This window comes from Pantoea sp. SGAir0184 (assembly GCF_043544755.1).
In genome coordinates this window covers 405,025-418,610 of record NZ_CP028050.1, presented here as the reverse complement: position 1 = coordinate 418,610, position 13,586 = coordinate 405,025, and the positions used below count along the sequence as shown (strand labels likewise).

The window sequence follows — 13,586 nt, the reverse complement described above, 5'->3', positions numbered from 1 at the left end:
GCTTTATTGTTGGATCATCTCTGGATTAACAAACTGCCACAGCAGTGCGAACAAATCAGTGGCTAACATGCCGCGCGTCCCGCGCTGTCGCGCTACCGCATCCGCCGCGGCACCGTGCGCGACACAGCCCGCACAGGCGGCGTCAAACAGGGTGGCCTGCTGGCCCAGCAGGGCGGCGATAATACCGCTCAGCACATCGCCCATACCGCCGGACGCCATGCCTGCATTGCCGACATCCGCAATCGCCATGTCGCCCGTCGCGCTGGCAATTACCGTACCAGCACCTTTCAGCACCACCACGCCGCCGTAGCGGTTTGCCAGGGTCTGCGCGGCGTGTAAGCGGTCACTCTCAATCTCTGCGGTTTTCACCCCGAGCAGGCGTGCTGCCTCGCCGGGATGCGGCGTAATGATGCGATTCTGACGGTTATCTGCATTGATTGCCAGCAGGTTAAGCGCATCAGCATCCCAAAGCATCGGCTTTTCACTCAGTGCCACCTTTTTCAGTGCCTTCTGAGCCCATTCACGCTGGCCAAGACCGGGGCCGATGGCGATGACATCCGCCCACGCCAGCGCGTCGTCCAGCCGCGCGTCGCTCAGGGCATCCACCATCAGCTCCGGTCGTGCGCTGAGAATCGGACCAATATTATCTTCATGCGTTAACACCCGCACAAGCCCGGCACCGCTGCGCAGCGCCGCTTCGCCGGTCATGCGGATCGCGCCGGCCGTGCCGCTGTCGCCACCAACCACCAGCAAACGGCCGTGATCGCCTTTGTGCGAGGTGGCTTTACGCGGCTTCAGCCAGCGCGGTAAATCCGCTGCAGCGTAGCGATGAATCGGCGCCGGCTCGCCAGCCAGAAACGCGTCCAGACCAAGCGTCGCGCAATGCAGCACGCCGACGTGGTCACGCGCTTTGCCGGTGAGCTGACCGGGCTTCAGCGCAATCATACTTAACGTACAGTCCGCCACGACCGCCGCCCCTGGCGTGGTGCCGGTCGCCGCCACCAGCCCGGAAGGGATATCGACGGCAAACACCGGCGCGGCGTGCGCATTGATCTGTTCGATCAGCGACTGATAAGGCGCGGCAGGCGCGCGATTCAGCCCGGTGCCCAGCAGCGCATCAACAATTACGTCGATGTGTTCCGGCCAGGCAGCGTCGGCGGCATGAATCACGCCGCCCGCCGCCAGCCAGCCGTCGCGCGCCTGCTGTGCTTCTTCCGGCAGCGGACGTTCGCTGTCACAGGCCAGCAGCGTCACGCTCAGCCCGGCGGCCTGCGCCAGCCGCGCCACCACGTAGCCATCGCCGCCGTTATTACCGTGGCCGCATAAAATCAGCCAGTGCTGCGCCTGCGGCCACTGCTGGCGAATCCGTTCATAACTGGCCTGCCCGGCACGCTGCATCAGTTCATACAGCGTCAGGCCCAGGCTATCGGCGGCGTCGCACTCCAGTTGCGGCATGGCCTGCGCAGGCCAGACAGAGTGTGGTAAACTGCGTGCGTTTGCTTCAATTGCCTGGTCTCTCATGTCATACCCTCTCGATCTTCAACAGCTCGCTCAACAGATTAAACAGTGGGGGCGCGAACTCGGCTTTCAGCAGGTGGGTATTTGCGATACCGACCTGAGCGCCGAAGAGCCGAAACTGCAGCAGTGGCTGGAGAAGCAGTATCACGGCGAGATGGACTGGATGGCGCGTCACGGCATGATGCGCGCCCGTCCGCATGAACTGCTGCCCGGCACGCTGCGCGTAATCAGCGTACGCATGAACTATCTTCCGGCCAAAGCCGCGTTTGCCAGCACGTTAAAAAAACCGCAGCTGGGTTATGTCAGCCGCTACGCGCTGGGCCGCGATTACCACAAAGTATTGCGCAATCGACTGAAAAAGCTCGGAGAAAAAATCCAGGCCCACTGCGGCGAACTCAATTTTCGTCCGTTTGTCGACTCCGCGCCGATTCTGGAGCGGCCGATTGCCGTCAAAGCCGGACTCGGCTGGACCGGCAAACATTCGCTGGTGCTTAATCGCGAAGCCGGCTCGTGGTTTTTCCTCGGCGAGCTGCTGATTGATCTCCCGCTGCCGGTGGATGAGCCGCAGCAAGAGCAGTGCGGTCGCTGCGTCGCCTGCATGACCATCTGCCCGACCGGCGCCATCGTCGAACCTTATGTCGTCGATGCGCGCCGCTGCATCTCCTATCTCACCATTGAACTGGAAGGCGCCATTCCCGAAGCGCTGCGTCCGCTGATCGGCAACCGCATTTACGGCTGTGACGACTGCCAGCTGATCTGCCCGTGGAATCGCTATGGTCAGCTGACCGACGAAGAGGATTTTTCGCCGCGCGCGGTGCTGCACGCGCCGCAGCTGGTCGAACTGTTCGGCTGGGATGAAGCCCGTTTTCTGCGCGTCACGGAAGGCTCCGCCATTCGCCGCATCGGCCATCTGCGCTGGCTGCGTAACGTAGCGGTGGCGCTGGGTAATGCGCCCTGGGCACCCGAGAATCTCACGGCATTAGAACAGCGGCGCGGTGAACATCCGCTGCTGGATGAGCACATTGACTGGGCGATAGCGCAACAGCGGCAAAAGCGCGCGGCGCAGGCGGTAGAGGTGCAATCGGCACAGCAGCAGCGGCTGGTGCGCGCCGTCGAGAAAGGGTTACCGCGTGATGCATGATTGAGCAATCGCGCAGGATATTATGCTTTTCCACATGCTGTGAATAAAATTATTTCCCCGAATAGTGACGTGGATCGTTATTTCGTCTAAAAGGGGCATTCACAGTCTGAAATATCATTTACCCAATAAAAAACATAGAGTTAGATAATTACTGTAAACATTTACGTCGGGTTTTGCGCGCAGGGGCTTGTCCAGAGCTTGTGGATAACTCTGTTCAAAACGGTTTTGCAGATAGGGTAAAACGCCGTCAGCACGTTGCGGGCGCATTGTGGATAACCTGTAAGATTACTGCAACAGACGCAGACATCTCAGGCACTCACGCAGCGTGCAAAATTTCCAGATAACAAACGGAACCGCACAGGTAAAACGACTGCAGCAGTTGTATGTCTGATTGTGCCCGGGGGCAAATAACTTTAGTGAATATGAAAATCTGGAGCGGGAAACGAGACTCGAACTCGCGACCCCGACCTTGGCAAGGTCGTGCTCTACCAACTGAGCTATTCCCGCATAATCTTCGTATTTTAGTCTGCCACGGCGTTGGCTGCCTTCGCTCACCCAGGTCACTTACTCGTGTAAGCTCCCAGGGATTCGCTCAGTTGCCGCCTTGTTGCAAACTCAAATACTCGATTATGTACCGGCATTCTTAAGTCACAACAACCGCAAAAAGACTAAATCCGTGATTTGGATGGCGTACTGCAACAGAGACTGGAGCGGGAAACGAGACTCGAACTCGCGACCCCGACCTTGGCAAGGTCGTGCTCTACCAACTGAGCTATTCCCGCATAATCGTCGTCTTTCATTGCGCTGCGGCGTTAACGGCCTGGACGCGGCTGAAATCCTTGATTCTGATGCATTACTTTTTACTGCACGTTCTGGAGCGGGAAACGAGACTCGAACTCGCGACCCCGACCTTGGCAAGGTCGTGCTCTACCAACTGAGCTATTCCCGCATCATTGTCTTTCAATCTGCTGCGGCGTTGACCGCCTTAGCGCAACTGAACTACCTGATTCAGAACATTTGTTACTTTTACTGCTCCGTACCTGTTGTAAATTCTTCACCGGTACGGGGTGCGCATTATACGAGAAATCCTTCCCGCCGCAAGCGTTGCAAAGCAAAATTTTGCGCTTTGCGCGCGTTTGCTGTTTTAATCGGCAAACTGCTGCTTTCCTGCGCACCCGCGTTGATTTACAGCTGCAGGAAGTGCTCGCGGTAGTAGGCCAGCTCGGCAATGGACTCGCGAATGTCGTCCAGCGCCTGATGCGTACCGGCCTTTTTAAAGCCTGGCAGAATCTCTGGCTTCCAGCGGCGCGCCAGCTCTTTCAGCGTGCTGACATCCAGATAGCGGTAGTGGAAATAGGCTTCCAGCTCCGGCATGTACTTAAACAGGAAGCGGCGATCCTGGCCAATGCTGTTGCCGCAAATCGGTGAGGTGTTGGCCGGAACCCACTGCTGCAGAAACGCAATCGTCGCCTGCTCCGCCGCACGATCGTCATGCTGGCTGGCCTTTACGCGCGCAACCAGCCCGCTATTGGTGTGGGTGCGCACGTTCCAGTCATCCATCAGCGCCAGCTGCGCATCGGACTGGTGCACCGCCAGTACCGGACCTTCGGCCAGAATGTTGAGGTTGGCGTCCGTTACAATGGTGGCGATCTCAATAATGCGATCGCGCTCCGGATCCAGTCCGGTCATTTCCAGGTCGATCCAAATCAGATTGTTTTCATTTCCCGCTGTCATGCATTTCCCGCCTGTTGCCAAAGTCGTCATTAGCCTGAATTAAGGTGTATCATAGACGTTTTGCCCAGCGGGGCGAAGCCTGGCGAAAGCGTGAGAGGATGCGTGAGCAAAAATAAATTGTCGAAGGGTCAACAACGTCGCGTCAGCGCCAACCATCAGCGTCGTCTGCAGCAACGGAACGAAAAGCCGGAACCGGACGACAGCCTGTTTGGTGAAGCCTCTGAGGGCGTAGTGATCAGCCGCTTTGGCATGCACGCGGATGTGGAAGACAGCGCCGGCGAGGTACATCGCTGTAATATCCGCCGCACCATTCGCTCGCTGGTCACCGGCGACCGCGTGGTGTGGCGCGCCGCGGGTGAAAACGGCGGCAAAGGTATTGTTGAAGCCGTACACCCGCGCCAGACGGTGCTGACGCGCCCGGACTTCTATGACGGCGTGAAACCAATCGCCGCTAACATTGATCAGATCATAATTGTGTCGGCGATCCTGCCAGAGCTGTCGCTGAACATTATCGATCGCTATCTGGTGGCCAGCGAAACGCTCGGCGTGGAGCCGCTGCTGGTACTGAATAAAACCGATCTGCTGGATGACGACGCGCGGGCGTTTGTCGATGAGCAGATGGATATCTATCGCCACATTGGCTATCGCGTACTGATGGTATCGAGCCGCGCCAAAGATGGACTGAAGGATCTGGAAGCGGCGCTCACCGGCCGGGTCAGCATTTTTGCCGGCCAGTCGGGCGTGGGCAAATCCAGCCTGCTGAACAACCTGCTCGGCCTCGACCTGGCAGGCGATGAGATCCTGACCAATGATGTGTCGGACGTGTCCGGCCTCGGCCAGCACACCACCACCGCCTCACGGCTGTATCACTTCCCGCACGGCGGCGATGTCATCGATTCACCTGGCGTGCGCGAGTTCGGTTTGTGGCATCTGGAGCCGGAACAAATTACCCAGGGATTTGTCGAATTTCGTGAATTTCTCGGCGGTTGTAAGTTCCGCGACTGCAAGCACGACAACGACCCAGGCTGCGCCATCCGCGAAGCGGTGGAGAACGGGATCATCGACATTTCACGCTTCGATAACTACCACCGTATTCTGGAGAGCATGGCGCAGGTAAAAACGCGTAAAAACTTTTCCGCCAGCGAAGATTAACGGGTACAACGGCACATTCGCCAACTGACCGGGGCGCTGCTACAATCCGCCCCCTTTTGTGTAAACCAAACGTTATTAAGCCAGGAGGCAACGGTGTTTGATCGTTTTAAACTCGGCCTGAATCACATTCTGCCTAAAAAAGCGCTGACCGAACTCGCCGGTTGGGGCGCCAGCCGCCGCGCTGGCTGGCTGACCAAAGCGGTCATCGACATTTTTGTCTGGTTCTACAAAGTGGATATGGCGGAAGCCAGCAAGCCGCACACCGGCAGCTACCGCACCTTTAATGACTTCTTTGTACGCCCGTTAAAAGAGGGGGCACGCCCTATCGATCCGGACGCTTCGCTGCTGGCCTTGCCAGCGGATGGCGCCATCAGCCAGCTGGGCCGTATTGCTGGTGATCAGATCTTCCAGGCCAAAGGCCACACCTACTCGCTGCAGGCGCTGCTGGCCGGCAATGACGATCTGGCGGAAAAATTTGTCGACGGTGAGTTCGTTACCACGTACCTTGCGCCGCGCGACTACCACCGCGTGCACATGCCGTGTAACGGCATCCTGCGCGAAATGATCTACGTGCCGGGCGATCTCTACTCGGTTAACCCGCTGACCGCGCGCAACATCCCGAACCTGTTTGCCCGTAACGAACGCGTGATCTGCGTCTTTGATACCGATCACGGCCCGATGGTGCAGATCCTCGTGGGCGCCACCATTGTCGGCAGCATCGAAACCGTCTGGGCCGGCACCGTGACGCCGCCGCGCGAAGGGGTGATCAAACGCTGGCGCTACCCATCGGCCGATCATGATGGCGCGGTCGTGCTGCTGAAAGGTCAGGAGATGGGCCGCTTTAAGCTGGGCTCGACGGTGATCAACCTGTTCGCGCCGAACCGCGTCAAGCTGGCTGAAAGCCTTGAAGCCGAAAGCAAAACCCGCCTGGGTCAGCCGCTGGCTATCGCCCTGCCGCAGCCCGGCGACAGCGCTCCGCTCATCGACTAATTCCGGGAAACACCGCCGTGCGCGCCTCTCTTTTTCTGCTGCTGAGCCTGGTGCTCAGCAGCACCGTCTTTGCCGCCACCGTTCCACCCGCCAGCCAGCTGAAACAAGATCTGGAAACGGCGAAATCCGCGAAAAGCTCGCCCAGCCAGGCCGAACAGGTGCAGGCGCTGGAAGCAGCAATTAACTTCCTGTCCGAACGCGACGACTCGCTGGAACGGGCGAAACAGTATCAGCAGGTAATCGATGATTTCCCGCGGCTGGCGCGCGAGCTGCGTCAGCAAATCGCCACGCTGACTGACAGCAGCAAGCCAGTGCGCAGCAACATGAGCAATGCCGAGCTGGATCAGGAGATCCTGCAGGTTAGCAGCCAGCTGCTGGAGGAGAGCCGCCAGGCGCAGCAGGAGCAGGATCGCGCCCGCGAAATCAGCGATTCTCTGTCGCAGCTGCCGCAGCAGCAGACCGATGCGCGGCGCGCCATGACCGAAAGCGAACGGCGCGCACAGGGCGTGGCGGCTGCCGCTACCCCGCTGGCGCAGGCGCAGATTTATGCGCGTCAGACCGAGAGCGCTGCCAGTAAAGCGCGGGTCGATGAGCTGGAGCTGGCGCAGCTGTCGGCCAATAACCGTCAGGAGCTGGCGCGCATGCGCGCGGAAGTGCATCAGCGCAAAGCCACCCAGCTGGATAACTATCTGCAGGCGCTGCGCAATCAGCTCAACAACCAGCGCCAGCGCGAAGCCGAACTGGCGCTGGAGCGCACCGAACAGCTGGCGGAAAACAGCGGCGATCTGCCGGCCTCCATCAGCGATCAGTTCCGCGTTAACCGCGAGCTCTCCGCCGATCTGAATCAGCAGGCGCAGCGTATGGATCTGGTGGCCTCGCAGCAGCGTCTCGCTACCAATCAGACATTGCAGGTGCGCCAGGCGCTGAGTACGCTGCGCGAGCAGTCACAGTGGCTGGGCGTGTCGAATCTGCTGGGTGAAGCGCTGCGCGCGCAGGTGGCGCGCCTGCCGGAGATGCCGAAATCCCAGCAGATCGACAGTGAAATGGGCCAGCTGCGCGTGCAGCGGCTGCATTATGAAGACCTGCTGGAGCGCCAGCAGGCGCTGCGCAAAGAGAAACAGGCGGACGGCACGCCGTTCACCAGTGAACAGACGCGCATTCTGGATGCCCAGCTGAAAACCCAGCGTGAACTGCTGAACTCACTGATTTCCGGCTGCGACACGCTGATTCTGGAAATCACCAAGCTGAAGGTTTCCAATACGCAGCTGCAGGACGCGCTGAGTGAAGTCAAAGAGGCCACGCACCGCTATCTGTTCTGGACCGCTGACGTCAGCCCGGTTGGCCTGAAATATCCGCTGGACGTCGCCACCGATCTGACGCGCCTGCTGTCGCTGGATACGCTGGGCCAGCTGGGCAAAGCGCTGGCGATGATGTTCACCAACCGCGAAACGGTGCTACCGATTATCGGTGCCATGCTGCTGGTGGGCTTTAGCATCAGCACGCGTCGTCACTACAACGCCTTTATGGCGCGCGCGGCCAGCCGCGTGGGGAAAGTGACGCAGGACCGCTTCAGCCTGACGCTGCGCACCGTCTTCTGGTCGATTCTGGTCGCGGTGCCGCTGCCGGTGCTGTGGGCCGCGCTCGGCTTTGGCCTGCAGCACGCCTGGCCTTACCCATTTGCCGTGGCGATTGGCGATGGCATCACTGCCACCCTGCCGCTGCTGTGGGCATTCATGATCAGCGCGGCTTTTGCCCGTCCTGACGGCCTGTTTGTCGTGCACTTCCGCTGGCCGCAGGCGCGGGTCGCGCGCGCCATGCGTTATTACTCGCTGACGGTCGGCCTGATCGTACCGCTGATTATGCTGCTGATTGCTTTCGCCAATCTCGACGATCCGCAGTTCTCCGCCACGCTGGGGCGCTTGTGCTTTATTCTGATCTGCGGGGCGCTGAGCATTGTCACCGTCAGCCTGAAACGCGCCGGTATCCCGCTCTATTTAGATAAAGAGGGCGACGGCGACAACTTCGTTAACCGGATTCTGTGGAACCTGATGATCGCCATTCCGCTGGTGGCGGCGCTGGCCTCCTGCATTGGCTATCTGGCCACCGCGCAGGCGCTGCTGGCGCGCCTGGAAACCTCGGTCGGCATCTGGTTCTTCCTGCTGGTGATTTACCACATCATTCGCCGCTGGATGCTGATTCAGCGCCGCCGCATCGCCTTTGACCGCGCGCGCCAGCGTCGTGCCGATATGCTGGCCAACCGCGCGCGCAGCGAAGAGGAAAAAGAGCAGCAGTCTGCCGTCAGCACCGATACCGTGGAAGTCGAAGAGCCGATTATCGATCTGGATGCGATCAGCGCGCAGTCGTTGCGGCTGGTCCGCTCGATTCTGACGCTGATTGCGCTGGTGTCGGTGATTGTGCTGTGGTCTGAGATTCACTCCGCGTTCAGCTTCCTCGACAACATTCCGCTGTGGGATGCCAGCACCACGGTGCAGGGCGTCGAGAGCGTACAGCCCATTACGCTGGGTGCCGTGCTGATCGCCATCCTGATCTTTATCATTACCACCCAGCTGGTGCGCAACATGCCGGCGCTGCTGGAGCTGGCGCTGCTGCAACACCTCAGCCTGTCGCCCGGTACCGGTTACGCCATTACCACCCTGACCAAATACGCGCTGATGCTGGTCGGCGGTCTGATTGGCTTTTCGATTATTGGCGTGGAGTGGTCAAAACTGCAGTGGCTGGTAGCGGCGCTGGGTCTGGGACTGGGCTTTGGGATGCAGGAGATCTTTGCCAACTTTATCTCCGGCCTGATCATCCTGTTTGAGAAACCGATCCGTATCGGCGATACCGTGACAATTCGCGATTTGACCGGCAGCATCACCCGCATCAATACGCGCGCCACCACCATTACCGACTGGGACCGCAAAGAGATTATTGTGCCGAACAAGGCCTTTATCACCGAGCAGTTCGTCAACTGGTCGCTGTCGGATTCGGTGACGCGCGTGGTGCTGACCATTCCGGCACCGGCCCACGTTAACAGCGAAGAGGTGACGACCATCCTGAAGCAGGCGGCCGATCGCTGCACCTACGTGCTGGATATGCCAGCGCCGGATGTGTTCCTGGTGGATCTGCAGCAGGGCATTCAGCTGTTTGAGCTGCGCGTGCACGCGGCGGAGATGGGCCATCGTATGCCGCTGCGTCATGAGCTGCATCAGCTGATTCTGCGCGGCTTTGAAGAGCATGGCATTGAGATGCCGTTCCCGCCGTTCCAGGTACGGATGGAAACGCTGGGGCGCAAAACGCCCGCCAGCAACGGTTCGGCTGCCAGCCGGACCTTCAAATCCGGTGGCCTGTAAAACAAAACGCCCGGCATGCGCCGGGCGTTTTTTCTTTACGCGCGGGTTACTTCACAAACTCTTCGCCCTGCGCGATATCTTTTTTCAGCGTCTCCAGCATGCCGTTGAGCGCCTGCTGTTCGAAATCACTGAGCGGCCCGAGCGGACGGCGTTCGGCGATACCGTTTTTGCCCAGCAGCAGCGGCTGCGAGAAGAAGCGCGCGTACTCGCCGTCGCCTTCCACATAGGCGCATTCAACGACATTGGCTTCGCCCTGCAGCGCACGAATCAGCGACAGACCAAAGCGCGCAGCCGCCTGGCCCATCGACAGCGTCGCCGAGCCGCCACCGGCTTTGGCTTCCACCACTTCGGTACCGGCATTCTGAATACGTTTCGTCAGGTCGGCGATCTCCTGCTCGCTGAAGCTGACGCCTTTAACCTGCGACAGCAGCGGCAGAATGGTCACGCCTGAATGCCCGCCGACCACCGGCACTTCAATCTCCGTAGGCTGTTTGCCCTTCAGGGCAGCGACAAAGGTGTTGGCGCGAATCACATCCAGCGTTGAGACGCCAAACAGCCGGTTTTTATCGTACACCCCGGCTTTTTTCAGCACTTCGGCGGCAATCGCCACCGTGGTATTTACCGGGTTAGTGATGACGCCAATCAGCGCTTTTGGCGCGGTGGTCGCCACCTGTTCAATCAGGTTACGCACGATACCGGCGTTGACGTTAAACAGATCGGCGCGGTCCATGCCAGGTTTGCGTGCCACACCGGCCGAGATCAGCACCACATCGGCGCCGTGCAGAGCCGGCGTGGCATCTTCGCCACTGAACCCTTCGACTTTCACGGCAGTAGGAATGTGGCTGAGATCAACCGCGACGCCTGGCGTCACCGGGGCAATGTCATACAGTGAGAGGGCTGAACCTGCGGGTAATTGGGTCTTGAGCAGCAGAGCGAGTGCCTGGCCAATACCACCAGCTGCACCGAGAACGGCAACTTTCATCCTGAACTCCTTATTAAGGTGGGGCAGAGATATGCCGGAAATCCATCAGGTTACGAGTTTAATCAACTTCTCAGGCGATAGCGACACACCTGTCGCGCAATAACATTACGCCGCAATCGGCTCCCGAGACATCTCCACTTCAGAAGTCGCCTGAATGATCCAGTCGCAGCCAGAAGACTATGGACGGCAATGATCATCGTTTTGTTGTTACCACTTCAATAATATAACAACTTTGCAACCTTCGCTTTGCGCGCCAGCGCGCGATTTTGGTGCAGGATAAAACTCTGTTATCATGCCCGCCCCACACGCGCATGCCGTGAATTCACGCATCCGCTTATTGCATAAAAATTCATCTAAATGCATAATAATTTATCTGCGACGGGCCTGTTGCCTGCTGCAACCCTCTTTTATTGGTAGCTTATGCGAAACCCATCTAAACAAGACGATCTGATAAAGGCGTTTAAAGCCTTACTGAAAGAAGAAAAGTTCAGCTCTCAGGGCGAAATTGTCCAGGCGCTGCAGGAAGACGGCTTCGGCAACATCAACCAGTCAAAAGTTTCTCGTATGCTGACCAAGTTTGGCGCGGTGCGCACGCGTAACGCCAAAATGGAGATGGTGTATTGCCTGCCTGCTGAACTGGGCGTGCCCACCACCACCAGCCCGCTGAAGAATCTGGTGCTGGATATCGACTATAACGATGCGCTGGTAGTGATTCATACCAGCCCGGGCGCAGCCCAGCTGATCGCCCGCCTGCTCGACTCCCTCGGCAAAGCCGAAGGCATTCTCGGCACCATCGCCGGTGACGACACCATCTTTATTACGCCAGCGCGTGCCTTTACGGTGAAACAGCTGTATGACGCCGTGCTGGTGTTATTCGAACAGGAACTATAAAACCCTGTATGTTACCGGCGGTTCACCTGCCGGTAACCTTGCCTGCCCGCCCGCGTTTCTCCCGCTGTTTTATCGCCAACACCTTACAAAATAACCGCTTAGCCATATTCCGCCGGGTTCTCAATACGCGAAAGTATTGGTACGACCTTTTCGCCTGCTTAACCCTTTGCGCTATTTTACGCTGCTTTACAATTAGTGCTTAGCGGTTATCTCTTGCTTTTAGCGCTCAGCCAGCTTGATCAACCACATTGTTTCGCACAAAAAGATAATTTGATGCAGATCATTGTTTTTGCATGGAAATACACCCTCCTGGTTAAGATCCAGGCGGTTTTAATAACTTTGCGTTATAAAAATGTGCCATAAGGATAAAGAATTACAACCAATCATTATTAGCGGGATATTAATTTCATGGGTGATTAGATCTATACTTCTTTTCGTGATGCAAATCACACGAAATCAAAAAGAGAAAAACAGAAGACGAGGAAAAATACCATGAACGTTAAAACTACTATCGCCACCCTGAGTGTTCTATCTGCCCTGTCATTTGGTGCTTTCGCCGCAGATTCTATCAACGCCGAACAGGCAGCGAACCTGCAGCCGGTCGGCACCATCAGCGTCAGCGGCATTGGCGGCTCACCGATGGATATCCATCAGCAGCTGAACGCCAAAGCTGAAGCGCAAGGTGCTAAAGCCTATCGCGTTGTTGAGGCTTATAACGACAACAGCTACCACGCAACCGCGGAACTTTATAAATAAGTTTGCCGGAACAAGATGCAGTGTGAACGGCGACCCGTTTGAGAGGCGTTTGCCTCTCAGGTTGCCCACCCCATTTCAGGAGAGTGAATCATGAAAACCAAGTTATCTATTGCTGTACTGAGTCTGGCTTCCGTTCTGTCTTTTGGCGCCAGTGCTGCTACCCTGGTAACCAACACCCAGGCAGAAAATCTGCAGCCGCTGAATCAGACCATTAGCGTGAGCGGCGTCGATGGCGACCAGACCAATATCCGTCAGGAACTGTCCCAGAAAGCCGATGCTCAGGGTGCCAGCCATTACCGCATCATTGAGAACAATCAGGACAACACCTTCCACGTGACGGCTGAACTGTACAAATAAACTTTAACTATCGATCCGGCGTTATGCAGTCGCCGGGAGAAGATCGACGACCCGCTTACCCTCTTCGTGCCGCAGGTTGTTGATTCTAATGAGGAGACGAATTATGAAAATCAAAACAACCATCGCAACCGCTACGCTGCTTTCTCTGTTCGCTTTTGGCGCTTCGGCTGCCCAACTGGTAACGGATGAATCCGCGCAGAATCTGCAATCTACCGGCCAGACTATTACCGTTAGCGGAACAGGCGGCTCACCTATGGATTACCGCGCTCAGCTTTCTCAGAAAGCCGATGAGCAGGGTGCCAGCGCGTATAAAGTGATTGAAGCGCGCACCGGTGACAGCTATCACCTGACTGCAGAGCTGTACAAATAATTCCTCGTCAATTCTGACGAACCCTTTGGCCCCGCCTGCCGGGGCCCTTTTTGGTTGTGCTACTGAACATTAAAGCGGAGCTGGCCTTCCAGCTCCTCTTCTGCCTCATCGAATAGCAATATCAGCGCACCATAGCGGCGTTTCTGCCCTTTCCCCAGATTGATGAACGCAATTTCCAGCGGCAGCGGGATCTGCTCGCCGATGATCATTTCCCACAGATCGTCCAGATCGTGAATGGTGCGATCCGCTAGCGCGAAACGTTCGCAAAACTGACGATAGAAATGAGCCTGATCGACGATTTCATTGAAGTCGAAACGCTCGGTTCTCATGGTGACATCCTCT

The 13,586-nt window shown here is 57.7% G+C and carries 12 protein-coding genes and 3 tRNA genes; 8 read left to right on the top strand and 7 right to left on the bottom strand.

Annotated elements, in window-relative coordinates:
- Window positions 1-3: 3 nt before the first annotated feature.
- A complete protein-coding gene (nnr, locus tag C1N60_RS02000) occupies window positions 4-1,521 on the bottom strand; it encodes a bifunctional ADP-dependent NAD(P)H-hydrate dehydratase/NAD(P)H-hydrate epimerase (protein ID WP_072217103.1) in 1,518 nt (505 codons plus the stop codon).
- Between nnr and queG the strand changes: the two genes are divergently transcribed.
- A complete protein-coding gene (gene queG, locus C1N60_RS01995; protein ID WP_394521315.1) occupies window positions 1,520-2,659 on the top strand; it encodes a tRNA epoxyqueuosine(34) reductase QueG in 1,140 nt (379 codons plus the stop codon). The genes nnr and queG overlap by 2 nt on opposite strands.
- A gap of 431 nt (window positions 2,660-3,090) precedes the next feature.
- On the opposite strand, the gene C1N60_RS01990 is transcribed toward queG, so the two are convergent.
- The 4 genes from C1N60_RS01990 to orn all read right to left on the bottom strand — a co-directional run bounded on the left by C1N60_RS01990 (window position 3,091) and on the right by orn (window position 4,393).
- Window positions 3,091-3,166, bottom strand: a tRNA-Gly gene (locus tag C1N60_RS01990).
- Between the two features lie 199 nt (window positions 3,167-3,365).
- Window positions 3,366-3,441: transfer RNA gene (locus C1N60_RS01985), tRNA-Gly, on the bottom strand.
- Window positions 3,442-3,532: 91 nt separating this feature from the next.
- A tRNA-Gly gene (locus C1N60_RS01980) sits at window positions 3,533-3,608 on the bottom strand.
- A 236-nt stretch (window positions 3,609-3,844) separates the two neighbouring features.
- The gene (gene orn, locus C1N60_RS01975; protein ID WP_021508132.1) at window positions 3,845-4,393 is read right to left on the bottom strand and encodes an oligoribonuclease; all 549 of its coding nucleotides are present in this window, start codon (window positions 4,391-4,393) and stop codon (window positions 3,845-3,847) included.
- 102 nt (window positions 4,394-4,495) lie between these two features.
- Here orn and rsgA point away from each other — a divergent pair, with 102 nt between their 5' ends.
- The 3 genes from rsgA (at window position 4,496) to mscM (ending at window position 9,888) form a co-directional block, all read left to right on the top strand.
- Window positions 4,496-5,545, top strand: coding sequence for a small ribosomal subunit biogenesis GTPase RsgA (rsgA, locus tag C1N60_RS01970; RefSeq protein ID WP_031279822.1), 1,050 nt, complete (start codon window positions 4,496-4,498; stop codon window positions 5,543-5,545).
- 93 nt (window positions 5,546-5,638) lie between these two features.
- Window positions 5,639-6,535, top strand: a complete 897-nt coding sequence (gene asd / locus C1N60_RS01965) for an archaetidylserine decarboxylase (protein ID WP_021508134.1) — start codon at window positions 5,639-5,641, stop codon at window positions 6,533-6,535.
- Between the two features lie 17 nt (window positions 6,536-6,552).
- On the top strand, window positions 6,553-9,888 hold the full coding sequence (mscM, locus tag C1N60_RS01960) for a miniconductance mechanosensitive channel MscM (protein WP_394521314.1): 3,336 nt from the start codon (window positions 6,553-6,555) through the stop codon (window positions 9,886-9,888).
- A 46-nt stretch (window positions 9,889-9,934) separates the two neighbouring features.
- Here the strand turns inward: mscM and mdh are convergent, their stop codons facing one another.
- Window positions 9,935-10,870 (bottom strand): malate dehydrogenase, encoded by a 936-nt coding sequence (gene mdh / locus C1N60_RS01955; protein WP_021508136.1) that lies wholly within the window; start codon window positions 10,868-10,870, stop codon window positions 9,935-9,937.
- A 420-nt stretch (window positions 10,871-11,290) separates the two neighbouring features.
- Here mdh and argR point away from each other — a divergent pair, with 420 nt between their 5' ends.
- The 4 genes from argR to yhcN (C1N60_RS01935) all read left to right on the top strand — a co-directional run bounded on the left by argR (window position 11,291) and on the right by yhcN (C1N60_RS01935) (window position 13,244).
- On the top strand, window positions 11,291-11,761 hold the full coding sequence (argR, locus tag C1N60_RS01950; protein WP_021508137.1) for a transcriptional regulator ArgR: 471 nt from the start codon (window positions 11,291-11,293) through the stop codon (window positions 11,759-11,761).
- Window positions 11,762-12,253: 492 nt separating this feature from the next.
- A complete protein-coding gene (yhcN, locus tag C1N60_RS01945; protein ID WP_021508138.1) occupies window positions 12,254-12,517 on the top strand; it encodes a peroxide/acid stress response protein YhcN in 264 nt (87 codons plus the stop codon).
- A 90-nt stretch (window positions 12,518-12,607) separates the two neighbouring features.
- Window positions 12,608-12,874, top strand: coding sequence for a YdgH/BhsA/McbA-like domain containing protein (locus tag C1N60_RS01940; protein WP_021508139.1), 267 nt, complete (start codon window positions 12,608-12,610; stop codon window positions 12,872-12,874).
- Window positions 12,875-12,977: 103 nt separating this feature from the next.
- Entirely contained in the window at window positions 12,978-13,244 is a 267-nt protein-coding gene (gene yhcN / locus C1N60_RS01935) for a peroxide/acid stress response protein YhcN (protein ID WP_021508140.1), read from the top strand.
- 59 nt (window positions 13,245-13,303) lie between these two features.
- On the opposite strand, the gene C1N60_RS01930 is transcribed toward yhcN (C1N60_RS01935), so the two are convergent.
- Window positions 13,304-13,573 (bottom strand): barstar family protein, encoded by a 270-nt coding sequence (locus C1N60_RS01930; RefSeq protein WP_021508141.1) that lies wholly within the window; start codon window positions 13,571-13,573, stop codon window positions 13,304-13,306.
- Window positions 13,574-13,586 lie beyond the last annotated feature (13 nt).